The following is a 19,685-nucleotide window of genomic DNA, read 5'->3' as shown; positions in this document are numbered from 1 at the left end:
AGCCAGAACTGAAGGATCTTTAAATTGATGTTGAATAAAAACACTCACTCCTCATCATGGCAGGCTTCTTTCCTGATCACATCCTTTATACTGCTGCTATCAGGGTGTACTCACTTCAACCAAAAGAAAGAATTGCTTCAACCCCAATACCAGCTCGATGCCAACCTGATCATTGACGAGCGTCCTCTTGAACCTCAAACCGCTCAACTTGCTGCAGGTCAGAGAGCCACTCTCTACTTTGAAGATTCGGAAAAAAGCCAGCTTTACAAGGTGTTCTATTTTCTTAAAGCAGGAGAGCAGGAAGGAACAGTTGAAATATTTACCAGCGTTAACACCGAAGTGACAGCCCCTTCCTTTTTAACCTATGAAGGGGAAGAGGCTTCTGCCATCTTCCCCCCAAAGGTGCCCATGATTGAGGTCAAGGTCAAAGCGACACCTGTTAAGCCAACTCTTCCCTGAGTTCAGTGGCTACCTGAACCATATTACCCAAAGCGGCTTCAACTTCTGGCCAGTCTCGGGTTTTAAGGCCGCAATCAGGGTTCACCCACAACCGTTGAGCAGGAATTTTCTCAGCGGCTTTTTTCATCAGCTGCTTCATCCAGACTGATTCCGGCACATTGGGAGAGTGTATATCGTAAACTCCCGGGCCAATCTCATTGGGATACTCAAACTGTTCAAAAGCATCCAGAAGCTCCATATCCGACCTGGATGTTTCAATGGTAATGACATCTGCATCCATAGCAGCAATGTACTCAATAATGTCATTGAACTCGCTGTAGCACATGTGAGTATGAATCTGGGTATCATCCTTCACACCACTGGCCGCAATTCTGAAACTTTTCACCGCCCACCCAAGATAAGCAGGCCAGTTCTCTTTTCGCAGAGGCAAACCTTCACGAATGGCAGGTTCATCAATCTGGATAATACCAATACCGGCTTTTTCCAGATCCACGACCTCATCTCTCAGAGCCAGAGCAAGCTGTAAGCAGGAAACACTTCGATCCACATCTTCTCTGGGGAAAGACCAGCAGAGAATGGTCACAGGTCCGGTCAGCATCCCCTTCATCCATTTACGGGTCTGATCCTGAGCAAAACGACTCCAGTCAACAGTCATGGGTTCCGGCCGGGAAACATCACCAATAATAATGGGAGGCTTTACACAGCGACTGCCATAACTCTGAACCCAGCCATTGCTGGTAAAGGCAAAACCATCCAGCTGTTCGCCAAAATACTCAACCATATCATTACGTTCCGCCTCACCATGAACCAGAACGTCGAGTCCAAGTGCCTCTTGCCTGGCAACAGTGTCGCGAATTTCCTTCTGCATGGCTTCAACATAAGCCACTTCGCTCAGCTCACCTTTCCTATATAAACGACGCTGCTTTCTGATATCCATCGTTTGGGGGAAGGAACCAATGGTCGTTGTCGGAAATAAAGGCAGCTTCAGTCTGGAAGCCTGGACAGTCGCTCTCTCACCATAAGGCAGGTTACGTTGGTCATCGCCTTCTGAAATACCCGCCACTCGATCCTGAACCGCCTTATTGTGAATTCTTGAAGACTGGCTGCGTGTCTGAACAGCCAGGTCAGAAGCCGCCAGAGCTGCTTTTACCTCTGAGCTTTGATCTCCTGAGAGAAGATGAGCAATCACTGATACTTCCTGGCATTTCTGAACAGCGAAGGCAAACCAGGACTTTAATTCATCGTCCAGCTCTGTCTCGCTCTCAAGATCAACGGGAGAGTGCAGCAAAGAGCAACTGGGAGCTACCCAGAGACGATCACCCAAACGCTCACTGGCTCCCTGTAACTGACCCACCATAGAAGAAATATCCGCTCGCCATATGTTTCTTCCGTTAACTACACCTGCAGAAAGCACTTTATAAGACGGCAGCCGATCCAGAATACCTGTGAGCTGGTCAGCACCACGCACCAGATCAATATGTAATCCTTCAACAGGCAGATTGACCACTGTCGTGGTTGTGCCATTTAAACCACCAAAGTAGGTAGCTAACAGAATTTTCAGATCCTTGCCCTGAAGCCTGTTGTAAGTGGACTCAAAGGCTTGATGCCATTCAGTTGGCAGATCCAGCACCAGAATCGGCTCATCAATCTGAACCCACTCCACTCCGAGTTTGGACAGCTGACTCAACACTTGTCCATAGACTTCTATTACATCATCCAGCAGTTCCAGCCGATCAAAGTGCTCACCTTTCACTTTACCCAGCCATAGCCAGGTCAGTGGTCCAATCAGAGTGGGTTTTACCTTGAATCCAGCGTCCAGAGCCTCTTTGGTTTCACGAATAATCTCGTTTGAGGACAGCTTGAATGATTGCCCTTCGTGGAATTCAGGTACGATATAGTGGTAGTTGGTGTCGAACCATTTGGTCATTTCACAGGCTGCAGCAGGCTTTCCGCTTGGAGCTCTGCCACGGGCCATACGAAAAAGGGTATCTATATCTTCGCAATCTGAGTCAGCACCAAAACGGGCAGGTACTGCTCCCAGCATGAGAGAGTGATTCAACATCTGGTCGTACCAGGCAAAATCACCCACCGGAATCAAATCCAGACCGGCCTCTTTTTGCAGATTCCAGTGCTTAAGCCTCAGTCGTTTACCTTCGTCCAAAAGCGCTTCTTTACCCAACTCACCTTTCCAGTAGGCTTCCTGTGCTTTTTTTAGCTCACGATTGGCACCGATACGCGGAAAGCCACCACTGTGCGAGATTGCCATAACCTGATTCCCCAGAGCGTCCACTCTTACTTATTTTGCGAAAAATAGTGCGTCACCTATGGCGCTGGAACTGCTTCCTGACGCTCATTGCTGAAGTGACTGTGAAATAATGGCCGTTGCGAAAGAAACGCCTTCACCTCCGGCTGCTCATGGATTATCAGTGTGGTTCACGAAACACATTGAATCAAACTCATTTTAATAATGATTAAAGTGAATAAAATTGATAATTTAATGAAAAAACAACCCTTATATGACTATTAAGACCATGACGATCAATATTGGACTGGAGCTGAGACACCTGAAAACCCTGCATGCCCTCAAGCAGACAGGCAGCCTGGTGGAAGCAGCAAGAAGTTTGCATCTGACCCAGTCAGCCCTGTCTCACCAGATTAAGGAGCTTGAGTCCCGGATTGGCATGGAGCTTTTTATTCGTAAAACCCGCCCGCCCCGTTTCACTTCCGCAGGCTTGCGGGTGCTTCAGTTAGCTGATGAGTTACTGCCTCAGATAAGACATGCTGAACAGGACTTATTCAGACTGGCAGGAGGCGAATCTGGACGACTGAATATCGCCATAGAATGTCACAGCTGCTATCAGTGGTTGATGCCTACCATTGACGCCTATCGTCAACAATGGCCAGAGGTGGAAATGGATTTTGCTACCGGCTTCAACTTCGCTCCCCTGCCCGCCCTGTCCAGAGGAGAACTGGATCTGGTCGTCACATCTGACCCCCTGGATATTCCCGGTCTGACGTATATCCCTCTGTTTCGTTATGAGATGTTGCTGGCATTGTCCAGAAGACATCCATTGCTGGACAAGGAGTTTGTTGAACCCACGGATCTTGATGAAGAAACCCTGATCATTTATCCCATTGACCATGATCGTCTGGATATTTTTAACCGCTTTCTTGATCCGGAAGGTATTGAACCGGCCCAGGTCAGAACCGTTGAGTTAACTTTGATGATGCTGCAACTGGTTGCCAGTCAGAGGGGGGTTTGCGCTCTGCCCAACTGGGCTCTGGCTGAATACCTGGAAAAAGATCACGTTGCAGCCAGAAAACTGGGCAGCGAAGGGCTATGGTCAACACTTTATGCCGGTATAAGGGTTGAACAAAAAGAACAACCCTATATTGCTGAGTTTCTGGAAACCGCCAGAGAGACCTGTTTTAAAACACTGACCGGCATTCTTCCTGCGATATCGGAGTAGATTGGAATGAGGAAAAGGAAGGCTGGTGTATTTACCCGAAGCCTTCCTTTGTTTTAACGCCTTTGCTTGCGAGGCCAGACAAGACTAAAGCGAGCACCACCCAAAGGACTGTGACTCACCATTGCCCTACCGTTATGCCAGTACATAATGCGCCTGACGATAGAGAGACCAAGACCATAGCCACCAGACTTTCTTGTGCGGCTGTCGTCCAACCTTGAGAAGGCCGAGAAAACTCTGTCCCACTGATCTTCCGGAATACCAGGGCCATCATCATCCACATCCACACGACAGGTATCTTGTGTTGCAGAGAATCTGACTTCCAGCTTGCTGTCAGCATAACGGCAGGCATTACCCACCAGATTCTGGATAGCCCTGTGCATATAGCGACGATCAACATCGGCAAAACGACGAGGATCAAGAATATTGCAGGGAACATGCTCAATGGCTACACGATCTTGCAATCGCTTGTGCTCACCGACCACCTGACCAATTACTTTATCCACATCGTGTCGCTTGAAACGAATCTCGGGAGCACCCTGCTCCAGGTTGGCATAGGTCAGAATCTCATCCACCAGATTGTCCAGCTCCTGAATATCCGTATCCATGCCTTCCAGCTGATGATCCCGCTCTTCACGGGTTTCCGCATCCGCCACCAGGTCCAGGCCAAACCTTAGCCTTGCAACAGGTGTTCTCAACTCGTGGGAAACACCACGAATCATCTCCTTCTGCAGGCTTAGCAACCTCTGGATATGCCCTGCCATGGCATTAAAGGCCTGGGCAAGTCGACCAATGGAATCCGCCCCATGCAAAGAGACTCGAACATCAAAGTCACCCCGACTGAATCGAGTCGCGGCCCTTTCCAGTTTTCGAAGACGCTTTTCCATACCTCTGACCAGGATATAAATTGCAAGACTCAATGAAGTGAGTACAAACAACCCTATGGTCAGCATCAACTTGAAAGGATATGGATTCAACAGACCCAGAGGGCCCATCCTGATCAGCCGTGAATCATCAGGCAGACTGGTGTAGATAGAAACTGTTTGCGCTTCATCATCCAGCAACATCATCATGCTGCCTTTACGAAGCTGTTCCTGCTGAACAGGTAACAGTCGTGTCTGGGAAGGCTCGATCAGGTGAACAGGATAACTGAAGGTATTAACCGACAGAGCTTCCAGCTTTTGTGCTCTCTGATCCTCGGGAAAACGCATCAGTTTTGACTTCAGAAGACTCAGAGTGCCACTGGCCGTCTGTTCCGAGCTAGAAGACACTACTCCTTCAAGCAGCAGGTCATTCTCAACGGGAGTCATCACCAAAGCTCGACTCTGATCCAGCATCCTGACCTTGATACCGTTGGAACCCAGCGATTTCAGCTGGTCCTTGTCCAGCCCTGAGTCTTCCTGACTGATCAACTCAAAGGGAATGGCCAGACGTTCACCCCAGTTTTGTAACCAGGATGTTCGCTCAGCTTCAGGAAGTTCTTGAACCGTCTCAGCAACAAGACGAAAAGTCCCCCTGACCATATCCTCACGATAGTCAGCCTGCCTGAGCCCATTGATTAACGTAACAGAGATGCCAGAGAGAACAGCGACGAGCACCAGGGTAAACAGGAGCCCGCCGTATATACGTAAGAAAATACTACTCACGAATACCTACTTAAATAAGCTCAAAGCGGTTTATTAGCTCAAGGCTGTTATTCACTTTTAACAAAGAGGTAACCTTTACTGCGAACAGTCTTGATCAGACGAGGATGCATGGGATCATCACCGATCTTGGGTCGGATGCGGGAGACCCGGACATCGATGGAGCGATCCTGCCCATCGTACTCAATACCACGGAGCTGAGAGAAAATCTCTTCTCTACTCAAGACCCGACCAGCATTGGAGCAAAGCAACCATAACAGATCAAACTCGGCACTGGTCAGCTCAACGCTGACCTCGTTCAACCAGGCTTCACGCATGGAGTTATCCACAACCAGCGGACCAAAGGTCAGACGGCTGCTGCTTTCTTCTTCCTGCTCTTCCAACGGGCCCTGGTTTCTGCGTAACAGTGCACGAATCCTTGCCAGCAAAACCCGTGGACGTACAGGTTTGGCGACATAGTCATCAGCCCCCATTTCCAGCCCCAACACTTCATCCAGGTCATCTGCTCTGGCGGTCAGCATCAGAATTTGTCCGGCATACTGCCCGCGAACACGACGACAAATGGAAACTCCATCTTCTCCTGGCAGCATCAGATCCAGCACTACCAGATCGGGACGCTCTTCAAGAATACGATCAACCGCTTTACCACCATCACCTTCTATAGAGACCGAGAGTCCATTGTTCTCGAGGTAGTCCCGGGTGAGTGTGGCCAGCCGTTCATCGTCCTCAACAATCAGGATTCGACCTGTTTCTGAATTCTCCACAGCCAAACTTCCAATGAATATAAATTGAAGACTTGAGAGGCCTGGAGGCTGACCGAGAATAGCGTTCGAGCATAAAGTTCAGTAGGACGAGCCAGCTTTTTCACTTAATTTGTGCGAATAGTTGACCTATTTAAACAAATTAAGTGGAAAAGATGGCCGTTCTTTCTGGGCTTTAGGCCGAACTGTCTATTCTCGGTCAGCCTCCTAGTAAACGCTCTGCGTTTATCAGCCTCACGGTAACGGATACTACTACAGCATTGCGTTAGAGTCCCTATATGACCCAGAAATTCCCCAAAACGCTCTTTGCCTGCACTAAAACCAGTCATTTGTAAAACACTATATGTTGTGTTTTACACCATTTCGGTGCGTCTTTCCGCAGACTGACTTTTTCTTATTGATTTATACTTATTTATGACTTTTTATTATATAGAGAGTCTGGCCTGCATCGGCAGAACTGTTCAATACTGAAAGCCGTGTCAGTAAAAGCAGTCAGGACGTTTGCAAGTACTAACACTTTGAAAAATTCACAAGTTATACACAATTTTTCCACTGAACTGCCAACTTGAATTTCTGCCAATAGCGCATTATCTTGTGTATATATAAGGTCATCACACAACATCTTGTGCCGACCTCAACAAGTAGTATCAAGAAGTCGCTAACGAAAGGGATTTGTGGCATCAGCGATGCAGTATCAGGGAAGAAAGGCTGACAGGTCACTCAGGAAGGCATCACATTCCTGAACACACCTCTTCGAGACAGTTTTACTGCGGGATCAGTTACCTGCGGATTTCTCTCGGCTTTACCCTCTGCTGCACATCTCCTGCACCCAAGACAGGGGCTGGCATTTAGTAGTGGCCGAAACATAAAAACACAATATCTTGAGTTTTAGTTTTTTTACTGGTAAGGGCTTTTAATGAACAAAGACATCCTGGTCACCAAGCGCGACGGAGACAAGGAGCAGCTGGATCTGGAGAAGATCCATAAGGTCATCACCTGGGCTGCTGAAGGACTGAACAACGTTTCCGTTTCCGAAGTTGAACTCAAATCACACATACAGTTCTACGATGGTATACAGACCACGGATATTCACGAGACCCTGATCAAATCAGCGGCCGACCTGATTTCTGAACAAGCCCCGGACTACCAGTATCTGGCAGCCCGTCTGGCCATTTTCCATTTGCGTAAAAAAGCTTATGGCCAGTTTGAGCCACCCAGACTCCACGACCATGTCGTCAAACTGGCTGAAATGAAGAAGTATGACGCTCACCTTCTGCACGACTATACAGAAGCTGAGTTCGACACCATGAATGGCTTCATCGACCACCAGCGCGACATGAACTTCAGTTACGCTGCGGTCAAACAGCTGGAAGGCAAATACCTGGTACAGAACCGGGTTACCGGTGAATACTACGAAAGCCCACAGATGCTGTACATTCTGATCGGTGCCTGCCTGTTCGCCAGCTACCCGAAAGAAACCCGCCTGGATTATATCCAGCGTTTCTATAATGCTGTTTCTACTTTCAAGCTGTCTCTGCCAACTCCGATTATGGCGGGTGTTCGTACACCTACCCGTCAGTTCAGCTCCTGCGTACTGATTGAGTGCGGCGACTCACTGGATTCCATCAACGCCACCTCCAGTGCCATTGTGAAATATGTTTCACAACGTGCAGGCATTGGCATCAACGCGGGTCGCATTCGTGCCATTGGCAGCCCAATCCGTAACGGTGAAGCCTTCCACACTGGTTGTATCCCGTTCTACAAGCACTTCCAGACAGCGGTTAAATCCTGCTCTCAGGGTGGTGTTCGTGGCGGTGCCGCCACACTGTTCTACCCAATCTGGCATTACGAAGTTGAAAACCTGCTGGTGTTGAAAAACAACCGGGGTGTAGAAGAAAACCGTGTCCGTCACCTGGACTACGGTGTTCAGTTCAACCGTCTGATGTATCAGCGCCTGATTACTGGTGGCAACATCTCCCTGTTCTCACCTATTGATGTACCGGGACTGTATGACGCTTTCTTCGAAGATCAGGAAAAGTTTGAAGAACTGTACGCCAAGTACGAACAGGATCCGAATATCCGCAAGAAGACCCTGAAAGCGGTAGAACTGTTCTCCCTGTTTGCTTCCGAGCGTGCCAGCACTGGTCGTATCTATCTGCAGAACGTTGACCACTGTAATACTCACAGCCCGTTCGACCCGACTGTAGCACCAGTGCGCCAGAGCAACCTTTGCCTGGAAATCGCACTGCCCACCAAGCCTCTGCAGCACGTTCTGGATGAGGAAGGTGAGATAGCACTGTGTACTCTGGCTGCCTTTAACCTGGGCAAACTGGACAGCCTGGACGAACTGGAAGAGATGAGTAACCTTCTGGTTCGCGCTCTGGACAGCCTGCTGGACTATCAGGACTACCCGCTGCCAGCCGCTTACAATGCCACCATGGCCCGCCGTCCTCTGGGTATCGGCGTTATCAACTTTGCCAACTACCTGGCCAAACACGGCGTTCGTTATTCCGACGGTTCTGCCAATGGCCTGACTCACAAAACCTTTGAAGCCATTCAGTACAACCTGCTGAAAGCTTCCAACCAGCTGGCTAAAGAGAAAGGCACCTGCACCAAGTTCCATGAGACCACTTATTCTCAAGGCATCCTCCCTGTAGACACCTACAAGAAGGATCTGGATGAAGTTTGCTCTGAAGAACTGCACCTGGATTGGGAAGGCCTGCGCAGTGAGATCAAGGAACACGGTCTGCGTAACTCTACCCTGACTGCCCTGATGCCTTCCGAGACATCATCACAAATCAGTAACGCCACCAACGGTATTGAGCCTCCACGCGGCTTTGTCAGCGTCAAGGCCAGTAAGGACGGCATCCTGAAACAGGTTGTCCCTGACTTCGAAGAGCTCCGTCACAACTATGAGCTGCTGTGGGATATCACCAGTAACGATGGTTACCTGCAACTGGTTGCCATCATGCAGAAGTTTGTGGACCAGACCATCTCGGCTAACACCAATTACGACCCAGCCCGCTTCGAAGGCGGCAAGGTACCGATGAAATTGCTCCTGAAGGATCTGCTGACAGCCTACAAGCTGGGCGTTAAGACCCTTTACTATCACAATACCCGTGATGGAGCGTCAGACAGCCACGAAGAGGCTGATGACGGATGTGCAGGCGGCGCCTGCAAAATTTGACGGAAGTCGGAACCGGGACATCGTATTGATGTCCCACTTAAACCAGAGTTAACAGCAACTGAGCGAGGCCGGCTTATCCGGCCCTGAAGCAGAGAAAACATGAGCTACTCGACTTTCAACCCAGAACAGTTCAATGCCACTCAGGAACCGATGTTTTTCGGACGCAGTGTTAACGTCTCCCGTTACGACGTCCAGAAACATCCTATCTTTGAAAAGCTGATTGAAAAACAGCTCTCATTCTTCTGGCGCCCTGAAGAGGTGGACTTATCCACCGATCGCAGCGATTTCGCGCACCTGCCAGAACATGAAAAGCACATTTTCCTGAGCAACCTCAAATATCAGACCCTGCTGGACTCTGTTCAGGGGCGTTCTCCCAATGTAGCCCTGCTGCCCATCGTTTCCCTGCCCGAGCTGGAAACCTGGATTGAAACCTGGGCCTTCAGTGAGACCATTCACTCCCGCTCTTACACGCACATTATTCGCAATATCATCACAGAGCCTTCTGTGGTATTTGATGACATCGTAAACAACGAAGCTATCGTTAACCGTGCATCAGACATTACCCGTTATTACGACGATTTGATTGAAGGCATTAACCAGTACAATCTGCTGGGTGAAGGTGCACATCAGATCAATGGCGAAACCGTGCACGTGTCCATCAAGGACCTCAAGCGCAAACTGTACCTGACCCTGGTATCCGTTAACGTGTTGGAAGCCATCCGCTTCTACGTCAGCTTTGCCTGCAGCTTTGCCTTTGCCGAACGCTCCACCATGGAAGGCAATGCCAAGATCATCAAGCTGATTGCCCGTGACGAAGCTCTTCACCTGACCGGCACCCAGCATATGCTGCAAATCATGGCCGAAGGTAAAGATGATCCGGAAATGGCTGAGATTGCCAACGAACTCCACGCAGAAGCCAGAGAAATCTTTATCGCAGCGGCAGAGCAGGAAAAAGAGTGGGCTGAATACCTGTTCCAGGATGGCTCCATGATTGGTCTCAACAAAGATATTCTGAGCCAGTACGTTGAGTACATTACCAATCAGAGAATGACCGCTCTGAACTTTGAGCCTGCGTTCCCTTCCCGACAGAATCCTCTGCCCTGGATGAACAGCTGGTTAAACAGCGATCATGTTCAGGTAGCCCCCCAGGAAGTGGAAGTCAGTTCCTATCTGGTAGGACAAATTGACAACGAAGTCCAAACTGACGACTTCAGTAACTTCTCGCTGTAATCGTATTTCTGTAGTTACAGGCTTGGGTGATGGTTAGCTTTTGGCTGACCATCGCTTTATCAGGAGATCCTCATGGCCAACATCGTCAAGATTATGGAAGGCTTCAGCTTTATTCCCAGAAGCGAGCTCAACCTTCTGGAAGCGCTTGAGTCACAGAATGTCGATATTGAATACCAATGCCGTGAGGGCTTTTGTGGTAGCTGTCAGGTGCAACTGGTGGCTGGCGAAGTAGAGTATTTTGCTGAACCCATCGCTTTTGTTCCGGATGGAAAAATCCTGCCCTGCTGCTGCCATGCAAAGAGTGATCTGACCATTGAAATACCCGGTGGCTGCCATATCAAAAAAGAGCAGTAAGGCGGTGATCACCTCCCGTCTTTAATTCCTAAATCAGCTTAAACTTTCGTCTAATATAAATAAAAACAATAAAAGATCCCTTCCTTATCAACAATCAAACTGCTCCCCCAATGAACTAAGACCTTCCAGCTCTGTCCAACATTTATACATGGCAAAGGCCTATAGAGAAGAAGGCATCTTGCGCGGCTCTTAGAAATAAGAAACGCTGAAGCAAAATGTTTCATGGACATGTACTCAGGGAGGAGTCGTACCATGAGAGGAAAATCCGTACCATCATATAAGCGCCTTATAGGAACCATCCTGATGGTTGGCGCACTGACAGTATCTGGTATCAGCCAGCAAGCTTTTGCCCTGGGCGAAAGTCTGCCTATGGGTAACATACTTCAGGGCTTTCAGGCTGACATAATGGCCCGCGGACTTCTCAAGCCCAACGATCCCCTGTCTGTACTTAATCTCAAACTGCCTCGCTCAGCTGACAGTATCCCTTACCTGGGTCCTTTTGATCCGGAGAAACTGAATGTCGATAAAATTCCGGCCTCCGATCCCATCCATCAATACATCAACTCTCCCACAGAGAGAGCAAAAGTTGAGCAATGGTATCGTGATAATGTTCGATTTATGGAAGAAGAAGTGGCCAGAATGGCTGCTCAGATCAAATTCAAGCATCAACTGGAAACACTTTATCCCTATGCATTCGCCAGCTATCTATCCTATCGCTATAAAGCTCACAGCGATTCTGCAGGTGTAAAAGAAGCTCTGGAAGATCGCCTTACCCAAATTCACTATCGCAATGCTGAAAAAGAAGACGTGCCTGAAAAATGGCTACAACAGGGGCTGTTTGAAACAAAAAATGAAGCTAACCGTGTTTATGACAAGAAAGACTCTGGTTTGAAAGCCAGGGTCTTCATTCACACCTCTCAGAAAAAGATACTAATAGCCTTTACCGGCACCGAGTTTGACAATGCTAACTCAATGATGAATGCAGCCTGGACACACGGTGGCTATGGCTATGGCTATCTGGCTCAAGCGACCTCTTACCTGACCGGATTCATTACAGGCAGAGATTACTCTCCTTATGAAGTCCCCATGCTGCGCAAAGCTCTGGAGCTGACCATTGACCTCTACGATGAGTACAAAGACAGGCAGTACGATATTGAGTTGACCGGTACTTCACTGGGTGGCGCTATTGCGCAGTATGTCTCTTTCAAAACCCGACTCAAGGCAGTGGTATTCAACAGCCTTGCATTGAACTCCGCGATTTACTGGCAAGTCCAGAATGAAGAGCCGGACCTGAAGCCGGAAGAACTGATCACCCATGCTTACCTGGAAGGTGAACTTCTCAATGACACGACTCAGGGGTACTTTATACAAGGTCCTTTCCACTACCTTTATGCACAGGGCAGCATGCCTGTTGAAGGTCTTGAAATCCCTGCGCCGGCTTCTGAAAAATCATTGCACGGGATAGGACAGTTCTGGTCCAGACACGCAGCAACGGGATTGCTCAACGCTATCGAAGCGCATATGAAACTGGACCTCCCCCCACTAAAGCCGAAGAAGCAGGAAGGGTAAGCTATATTTCCCCCTGCAGCCCTCATCCTCGAACACCATGAATAAACAATACATCTTCACCCTGAAAGAGCCTGCAGGCAGGGTGGCCTGAAAGTGGCAATGGATATAATGATCAGAATGATAAAAAGTATTCCTATCTGGTTCTGTTTTGTTACCCCATTGTTTGCCTGGGCTGAAGTCCATATAGAAAAATCTTTTACGCTCATTGGCGAAAATAAGTACCCTGACAACTTTACTCACTTTGCATACGCTAACCCTGAAGCCCCAAAAGGTGGTCTCCTTAAGCTGGCCAGGACAGGTTCATTCGATACATTGAACCCTTTCAACAGCAAAGGCTCAGCCCCTGACTTTCTCTATTACTCATACGCCTCGCTGATGACTCGATCAGCCGATGAGCCTCATTCTCTTTATCCATTATTGGCAGAAGCCATAGAATACCCCGACGATTACAGCTGGGTGGCTTTCCACCTCAATCCAGCGGCCCGTTTCAGCGACGGCAAGCCAGTACGTTCAAATGATGTTGTTTTTACCTTTGAGCTGTTTAAAAAGTCCGGCTCGCCCTTTCTGAAAAACCTCTACAAGGATGTGACCCGGGTAGAAAAAACATCGCCTTACCGAGTCGTTTTTTACCTCGACAAACCCAGTAAAAAGCAGGTGGCCCTGGTCAGTTACCTGAGAATTATTCCTCAACACTATTGGCAGAACAGAAACTTTCAGGATAAAGACCTGAGCCCCCCCATCAGCAGCGGCCCACTCAAGGTCAAAAGCCTTAAGGTGGGTCAAAGCATCACTTTTGAGCGAGTCAAAGATTACTGGGCAATAGACCTGCCTTCTCAAAAAGGCCGATATAACTTCGATGAGATTCGGATCGATTATTATCGGGACCGCCAGGCGGTTATCGAGGGCTTCAGAGCAGGTCTTTACGATGTCCATCAGGAGGGAGATACTACTCGATGGCATCAGTCGTTTAACTTTCCCGCAGTTAAAGAGGGCAAAGTCTTAAAAGAAGACATTGAACTGCTCTACCCCTCAGGCATGAGTGCTATTGCCTTTAACCTTCGCCGGGGCAAACTCAAGAATCGGGCTCTTCGCCAGGCTCTGATCGTGGCTTTCGATTTTGAATGGATAAACAGAAAACTACTGAACTCCGATTTTCAACGCACAAAAAGCTTTTTCTCGAACACGCCTCTCGCAGCCAAAGGCATACCCGAAGGTAAAGAGCTTGAATTACTGACCCCCTTTCGGGATCAGCTGCCCAATGAGCTCTTTCAACAACCTGTTGCTCTGCCCATATCTGACGGAAGTGGAAAAAACCGCATCAATATTCGCCAGGCTTTAGCCCTGTTCAAGGAGGCTGGATACCGACTGGAAAATAGCCGAATGGTTGAAATGGCGTCAGGAAAGCCACTCACCCTGACTCTGATCACTGATGACCCCAAGCAGGAAAGGCTCTTGCTGTCTTATAAGAAAACACTCTCCGATCTTGGAATCGATTTGAAGATACAAGCTCTGGATAAAAGTCTGTTCCGAAAAAAGGTCAGGGAGTACGACTTCGATCTTGTGGACTGGTATTTCTGGCAGTCCACCTACCCGGGAACCGAGCTCTACCACATGTGGAGCAGCAAGGTCATGATGGAAAAGCAAAGTGGCAATATTGTCGGCGTCAACAGTCCTGTCGTTGACTACTTATTGGCTGAGGCGGCCAAGGCAGATAACTATGAGAAGTTGACACCGGTCATCAATGCTCTGGATAGGGTTCTGATGTGGGGTCACTACGTCATTCCCAAATGGCACACTCAAAAAACTCATCTGGCTTACTGGCACCACCTCGAACACCTGCCACAAGAGAACCTTTACTGGCTGGACCTGAATAACTGGTGGTACAAGCCGGAAAAAACCAATCCCCCCTAAATTCACACATTGCTTCCATTGCGGCCACAGACACCTGAACCCGATGCTATATTTCCTGCGTTGTAACAATAAAAAGTGATGTTGGGCCGCAATGAAAAACCTACCTTTCTGGCTTTTGAGCCTTTGCATACTTCCTCTTGCAGCCATGGGCCAGGAGCGACAACAACTGTTTCAGTACTCCACCATCAACAGCCTGCTGGATGGCAACTATGACGGACACTTCCCTCTTCAGAAGCTGGCACGGAAAGGTAATTTTGGGCTGGGAACCTTTGACAAGCTGGATGGAGAACTGATTGCTGTGGATGGCCTGTTCTACCAGATCAATGCTGACGGCAAGGCTCATTTGGCATCACCTGATATGAAAACCCCTTTTGCTGTCGTTAATCAGTTCACTTCTGAGCTAAGCCAACCCATGAAAGAAAATCTGGATCTGGGAGGGCTTGGCCAATACCTGGACAGTCTCATCACTCGAAAGAACCACATACAGGCCATACGAATCGACGGAACCTTCAAAAAGCTAACCGTAAGAAGCATTCCAGCCCAGAAAAAGCCTTACCGAAAGCTGGCTGAAGTGAATGCTACAGATCAAGTCTACTTCCACTATAAAAATCTTCAGGGAACTCTGATAGGTTACCGATTCCCTGACTACATGGGTAATCTCAATATTCCGGGCTATCACTTCCACTTCATAGACGCCAACCGTAAATTCGGTGGTCACCTTCTCTCTCTTCAAACCAGCAAAGGCAAAATAGAGATTGATAACCTGCCCCAGTTTAAAATGCTACTGCCCGATGACGAGGCCTTTGCCAATCAAGAGTTGAACTTTGACAATAAATCAATGCTTAAAAAAGCAGAAACCAGCAACAGCAAATGAACAAGCCCTGATCAATCCGTAATGCAGTACCAAGAAGCCCTTGATTTGGGATTTGGCATCGGTAGAATACCCGGCAATTTGCCTACGGAGACTTGCCTCTGGGCACAGGCTTCATTAACTTAGGCATAAGCTATTTACTCTTACAGCTTTGACCTGCTTACTTGAGCAGTTCTTAACAGCTGTAAATGCCGGACACACGCGAATGACATCTGAGACTGGCTGTTTTGACATTGATACCTGCCTGATCAGGGTGCCTGCTGGCGCCAGCCGTGATCCGTTTTTTCAAAAAAGCCCCTTGATCAGGGGCTTTTTTTTGTCTTTGAAACTCCACCACCATTACTCAGGAACAGGTAACTCTTGATGGATAACCAGCTCTATCTGAGGGACATCATTTCCATAGCAGACCTGAATCGTTCAGACCTTGAACTGATTCTGGAGACGGCCGCCCAGCTCAAAACCACGCCCCGTCCTGATCTGTTGAAAGGCAAAGTGATTGCAAGCTGCTTCTTTGAAGCCTCTACTCGAACCCGCCTGTCATTTGAAACAGCCGTACAAAGGCTCGGAGGCACACTGATCGGCTTCTCAGACAGCAGCAATACATCGGCCAAAAAGGGTGAGACTCTGGCAGACTCAGTCAAAATCATCAGTTCTTACACCGACGCTTTTGTCATGCGTCACCCTCAGGAAGGTGCCGCCCGGTTGGCCTCTGAATTCTCCGATGTGCCGGTCATCAATGGTGGCGATGGTGCCAATCAGCATCCCACACAAACTTTGCTCGACCTGTTCAGTATTAAGGAATGTCAGGGTACTCTCGAGAACCTGACGATCACATTTGTGGGTGATCTGAAATACGGAAGAACAGTGCACTCACTGGTACAGGCTATGTCCCTGTTTGGAGCAAAGTTTAACTTTATCGCCCCAGACGCCCTTTCAATGCCCGACTACCTTCTGGAAGAACTGGATGAAAAAGGTATTGAATACCAACATTCAGAAACCATTGAAGAAGTCGTACCAGAATCAGACATCATCTATATGACCCGGGTGCAAAAAGAGCGCTTTGATGAAACTGAGTACATGCACATGGCTTCCAGATACATTCTGGGTCTTGAAAGTCTGAAAGAAGCCAGGGAAAACCTGAAAATTCTGCACCCTCTGCCCCGTGTCGATGAAATTGACGTAGCCGTTGACCACACCCCTCATGCCTACTATTTCCAACAGGCTGAGAATGGCGTCTATGCCCGTCAGGCACTTCTGGCACTGGTATTGAATGAAAGCATCTGAGGGAGAAAAGACAATGACGAACAAACTCCAGGTCGAAGCCATCCGCAAAGGCACTGTCATTGACCATATCCCGGCCGGCCAGGGTGTAAAGATTCTGGATCGACTGCACCTGCTGGATTCCGACGTCAGTATCACAGTAGGCTTCAACCTGCCCAGCAAGGCTCAAGGCCGTAAAGACATAATCAAGGTTACGGACCTGAAGTTTACTGAGCAGGAAGCCAACCAGCTGGCCTTATTTGCCCAGGGTGCCACGATCAACGTTATTGACGAATACAGTGTGGTCGACAAGTTCAACATGACCGTACCTGAAATACTCAGAGGGGCTTTCCCCTGCCCTAACTCCAACTGCATTTCACACAATGAACCTGTGAGCAGTTACTTTTACCTGAAGGAAAAAGAAGACGATATTCGTCTGAAGTGTCACTACTGTGAGAAGTCATTCAGCAAGGACATTGTTTCTGAACTCTGAGAGATAGCGTTTCTGGCCAGCCATGCTGGCCAGCAACAAATGTTATTGAACCTTTAAGAGCACAGCCCCTTCATAACCTGCCATTGAAATCGAACTGATGGGCTCACCCAGGCTGCCATCAAAGAACACTCTCCGATAAAGACCCGGTAGCTGCACCACAGAGGAATAACCCTGTTGGAATTCAGCATTATGCCCAAAGAAATCGGTCCGGTAGAGCACCAGTCCCCTGGTATATTCTCTGGCTATGATCATCTCTGCCGGACCACCCGAAACCACTTCACGACTGCTCTTCTGCAAATAGAAAAGGTTTGAGGGTTCAATGTCCAACAGACCTCCCGGGAAAATATTACTCACCAACTGACTCTGGTTGGAGTAACCCACAATGGCGTAGTCGGTAACTGCATTCTTTGCCATATAAGCCACGGGCTCTCGACTTGCAGGTAATGAACTGACGGGAACCCCGATATCCACAGACAGCATGGCTTCAGGCAAATAAGCCATATTTTTCGGGATACCTGCTTGATAATAATTACTGGCAGTGGTGTTTTTGCTGCCATAGCTGAATATACGGTTCCAGACGTGCAGATACGTTTTACCGGGCACATTCAGCAGATAAAACTGGGCCAGAGACGATTCAATATCTTTCTCCCAGTTCTCCTGAGTATTTCCCAGTCTATGAACTCTGCCCCCTTCATTGATCATGGCTGCCAGGATTGACCAGCGATCCTGCTTTGAAAGGGCAAATGTATCCCAGGCCTTACTCAAGCCAAACCAGCCACTGAACCCCAGGCTGGGCCTGATCAGACCTTCTCTTAAAAAGATACTGAATGAAGGTATAAAAGCACTGGCCCCCTCAGCAGACCAGAGATTAACCATTGAAATATTGGCACCAATAAAACTGCCGGAATTAATCCTGATGGTTTCCAGTGTATTGATGAAAGACTGCTGATACAGTGTCTGGGCCTGCACTGAACTTACTTTGTGGGGCATTTCTCGCAAACGCCCACCCGTATGAGGGAAGAACTCATTTTGCAGCAGCCGGAAGAGATCATCGTTATAAGCTCCATTGAGCTGCTCGCTGCCCCAGGTTCGCTTGTAATAATCACCCAACAAGTCTGCCAGAAGAGGATTTTGAAGGTTTGGGCGAATCCATGAAGAGCGTGAGCTCCACATTTTCCCTAAAGGTACCACTCTGGATTCCCATTCAAATCGAGCACTGGCAAAAGCATTGGTGCGCTGCCCAAACTCCGTCTCATCCACGTAGCCATCGCCATTCTGATCATTAGCCGGGTCCCAGCCAGGAATTCGTCTGACAGAAACCTGCTGTCCTTTTGGATTGAATCTTTTGTATTCGGGATTAATGGAGCTGACTGGTACGTTATAAACTACTGGCATCCAGTCTTTCACGCGAACATTGGACAGTCTGGGAGCTGTTCCAGAGCCATTCTTCCAGAGTATGCGAACCAGATAGTAACGCCCCTCATTGATCAGCATTCTCTTGCCGAAATAAGGTCCTCCTCCATAGGTCTTGCCAGAGCCATCATGGGTAGCAGCACGCTTCCAGTCAGCAGGTGGAGTCCAACTGATCACTCCACTTCGACGAAGGTTATCCGTACCATCACTGACGGTCATCTGACTCCAGCCACTGACCAGACCACCTGAAATGGAAGAAGGGTACTCCACTACCAGTTCGCCTGATCCAGAGACAGACGAAAGATCAATCTCCAGCTGATCAAACTTTTCGAAGAGGTAAACATAGAGTCCACCACCCGTTTCATGATGTTGCCATACAGGCTTGTCGTAAGGAGGTTTTTGATAAATCAGAAAACCCGCATGATCTGGCTGAACGGTCCAGCCAACCACACTGGGTGCCCGGCCAAAGGGCGTTTTGCTGCCATCATCAGGGTCTTCTATTAACAGATCAGTATCTTCTGCAAAGTGCAAAAACAGTGACTCATAGGACTCCCTGCGACTGTCAGTACGAGCTCTCAGATACATTTCCAGATCAGTAGGAGAAAATTCCAGCTTCTGGTTGTACATGTAGCCAAGAGCATAGGGTCCATTATTACTCCCTTCTGATGCACCCACTACCAGATCAGCTCTCTGCTGCTCCCAAAGCCTGACGGATTCAGCGGTTGGAAACCGTTTCAACCATTCGCTCTGGGTGGGAGCTTCATGATTTCCGGGGAGAATCCAGGCAATTCCGGCTGAAGGGTAGTACCGACCAGCCATGGCCCCCACGCTGAAAAAAGCCACCAGCAGTAGCATCCATGCTCTTTGAAACACTGTTCTTACCTATTTTGATAAACGTTGGGACGCCTGATTATCATGTGTTCGGCAGCCTTTAGTGCCTCATAAGGAACCATCCCCCTGATACCTATGTCTAATGGCCGTATCGTGCAGGTTTTAGTATTTTTAGAACTGTTTTTCATGAAAAAGAGGCCATTCCTGACTTTCATGAACAACAGCCCACAGCGCTT

General features: G+C 48.5%; 14 protein-coding genes. 10 read left to right on the top strand and 4 right to left on the bottom strand.

Annotated features, from left to right (window positions below; translation table 11 throughout):
* Positions 1–27 precede the first annotated feature (27 nt).
* On the top strand, positions 28–459 hold the full coding sequence (locus WG89_RS09920) for a hypothetical protein (RefSeq protein WP_062264987.1): 432 nt from the start codon (positions 28–30) through the stop codon (positions 457–459).
* Here WG89_RS09920 and metE read toward each other — a convergent pair.
* The gene (metE, locus tag WG89_RS09915; protein ID WP_062264984.1) at positions 440–2,725 is read right to left on the bottom strand and encodes a 5-methyltetrahydropteroyltriglutamate--homocysteine S-methyltransferase; all 2,286 of its coding nucleotides are present in this window, start codon (positions 2,723–2,725) and stop codon (positions 440–442) included. The genes WG89_RS09920 and metE overlap by 20 nt on opposite strands.
* A 250-nt stretch (positions 2,726–2,975) precedes the next feature.
* Between metE and WG89_RS09910 the strand changes: the two genes are divergently transcribed.
* Positions 2,976–3,929, top strand: a complete 954-nt coding sequence (locus WG89_RS09910; protein ID WP_245662893.1) for a LysR family transcriptional regulator — start codon at positions 2,976–2,978, stop codon at positions 3,927–3,929.
* A gap of 53 nt (positions 3,930–3,982) precedes the next feature.
* On the opposite strand, the gene WG89_RS09905 is transcribed toward WG89_RS09910, so the two are convergent.
* Together WG89_RS09905 and WG89_RS09900 are read right to left on the bottom strand one after the other, a co-directional pair.
* Positions 3,983–5,572 carry an ATP-binding protein gene (locus tag WG89_RS09905; RefSeq protein ID WP_062264981.1) on the bottom strand — a complete coding sequence of 530 codons (1,590 nt, stop codon included), beginning with the start codon at positions 5,570–5,572 and terminating at the stop codon, positions 3,983–3,985.
* A 47-nt stretch (positions 5,573–5,619) separates the two neighbouring features.
* A complete protein-coding gene (locus WG89_RS09900; RefSeq protein WP_079253759.1) occupies positions 5,620–6,339 on the bottom strand; it encodes a winged helix-turn-helix domain-containing protein in 720 nt (239 codons plus the stop codon).
* 907 nt (positions 6,340–7,246) lie between these two features.
* Here WG89_RS09900 and nrdA point away from each other — a divergent pair.
* From nrdA to pyrI, 8 genes are all read left to right on the top strand, one after another.
* Positions 7,247–9,517 (top strand): class 1a ribonucleoside-diphosphate reductase subunit alpha, encoded by a 2,271-nt coding sequence (nrdA, locus tag WG89_RS09895; protein WP_062264978.1) that lies wholly within the window; start codon positions 7,247–7,249, stop codon positions 9,515–9,517.
* Between the two features lie 99 nt (positions 9,518–9,616).
* Entirely contained in the window at positions 9,617–10,747 is a 1,131-nt protein-coding gene (gene nrdB / locus WG89_RS09890; protein ID WP_062264975.1) for a class Ia ribonucleoside-diphosphate reductase subunit beta, read from the top strand.
* Positions 10,748–10,819: 72 nt separating this feature from the next.
* Positions 10,820–11,101 carry a class I ribonucleotide reductase maintenance protein YfaE gene (yfaE, locus tag WG89_RS09885; RefSeq protein WP_062264972.1) on the top strand — a complete coding sequence of 94 codons (282 nt, stop codon included), beginning with the start codon at positions 10,820–10,822 and terminating at the stop codon, positions 11,099–11,101.
* Positions 11,102–11,353: 252 nt separating this feature from the next.
* Positions 11,354–12,670, top strand: coding sequence for an alpha/beta hydrolase family protein (locus WG89_RS09880; RefSeq protein WP_062264969.1), 1,317 nt, complete (start codon positions 11,354–11,356; stop codon positions 12,668–12,670).
* Positions 12,671–12,769: 99 nt separating this feature from the next.
* Positions 12,770–14,581, top strand: a complete 1,812-nt coding sequence (locus WG89_RS09875) for an extracellular solute-binding protein (protein ID WP_062264966.1) — start codon at positions 12,770–12,772, stop codon at positions 14,579–14,581.
* A 91-nt stretch (positions 14,582–14,672) separates the two neighbouring features.
* Positions 14,673–15,455, top strand: coding sequence for an acetolactate decarboxylase (budA, locus tag WG89_RS09870; protein ID WP_079253758.1), 783 nt, complete (start codon positions 14,673–14,675; stop codon positions 15,453–15,455).
* 360 nt (positions 15,456–15,815) lie between these two features.
* On the top strand, positions 15,816–16,736 hold the full coding sequence (gene pyrB / locus WG89_RS09865) for an aspartate carbamoyltransferase (protein ID WP_062264961.1): 921 nt from the start codon (positions 15,816–15,818) through the stop codon (positions 16,734–16,736).
* A 13-nt stretch (positions 16,737–16,749) separates the two neighbouring features.
* On the top strand, positions 16,750–17,205 hold the full coding sequence (pyrI, locus tag WG89_RS09860; protein WP_062265056.1) for an aspartate carbamoyltransferase regulatory subunit: 456 nt from the start codon (positions 16,750–16,752) through the stop codon (positions 17,203–17,205).
* A 42-nt stretch (positions 17,206–17,247) separates the two neighbouring features.
* Here pyrI and WG89_RS09855 read toward each other — a convergent pair whose 3' ends face one another.
* Positions 17,248–19,491: a hypothetical protein gene (locus WG89_RS09855; protein ID WP_153301508.1), complete on the bottom strand. Its 2,244-nt coding sequence runs from the start codon at positions 19,489–19,491 to the stop codon at positions 17,248–17,250.
* Positions 19,492–19,685 lie beyond the last annotated feature (194 nt).

This window comes from Endozoicomonas arenosclerae, assembly GCF_001562015.1.
In the GTDB taxonomy this organism is placed as follows: domain Bacteria; phylum Pseudomonadota; class Gammaproteobacteria; order Pseudomonadales; family Endozoicomonadaceae; genus Endozoicomonas_A; species Endozoicomonas_A arenosclerae.
Note: the sequence above shows the minus strand (reverse complement) of the source record. Positions and strands in the feature narration are given on the sequence as shown.

What these genes read in the sequence shown, in the direction of transcription:
- WG89_RS09920 (WP_062264987.1), top strand. Translation starts at nt 28, where the DNA reads ATGTTGAATAAAAACACTCACTCCTCATCATGGCAGGCTTCTTTCCTG.
- metE (WP_062264984.1), bottom strand. Translation starts at nt 2,725, where the DNA reads ATGGCAATCTCGCACAGTGGTGGCTTTCCGCGTATCGGTGCCAATCGT.
- WG89_RS09910 (WP_245662893.1), top strand. Translation starts at nt 2,976, where the DNA reads ATGACTATTAAGACCATGACGATCAATATTGGACTGGAGCTGAGACAC.
- nrdA (WP_062264978.1), top strand. Translation starts at nt 7,247, where the DNA reads ATGAACAAAGACATCCTGGTCACCAAGCGCGACGGAGACAAGGAGCAG.
- nrdB (WP_062264975.1), top strand. Translation starts at nt 9,617, where the DNA reads ATGAGCTACTCGACTTTCAACCCAGAACAGTTCAATGCCACTCAGGAA.
- yfaE (WP_062264972.1), top strand. Translation starts at nt 10,820, where the DNA reads ATGGCCAACATCGTCAAGATTATGGAAGGCTTCAGCTTTATTCCCAGA.
- WG89_RS09880 (WP_062264969.1), top strand. Translation starts at nt 11,354, where the DNA reads ATGAGAGGAAAATCCGTACCATCATATAAGCGCCTTATAGGAACCATC.
- WG89_RS09875 (WP_062264966.1), top strand. Translation starts at nt 12,770, where the DNA reads ATGGATATAATGATCAGAATGATAAAAAGTATTCCTATCTGGTTCTGT.
- budA (WP_079253758.1), top strand. Translation starts at nt 14,673, where the DNA reads ATGAAAAACCTACCTTTCTGGCTTTTGAGCCTTTGCATACTTCCTCTT.
- pyrB (WP_062264961.1), top strand. Translation starts at nt 15,816, where the DNA reads ATGGATAACCAGCTCTATCTGAGGGACATCATTTCCATAGCAGACCTG.
- pyrI (WP_062265056.1), top strand. Translation starts at nt 16,750, where the DNA reads ATGACGAACAAACTCCAGGTCGAAGCCATCCGCAAAGGCACTGTCATT.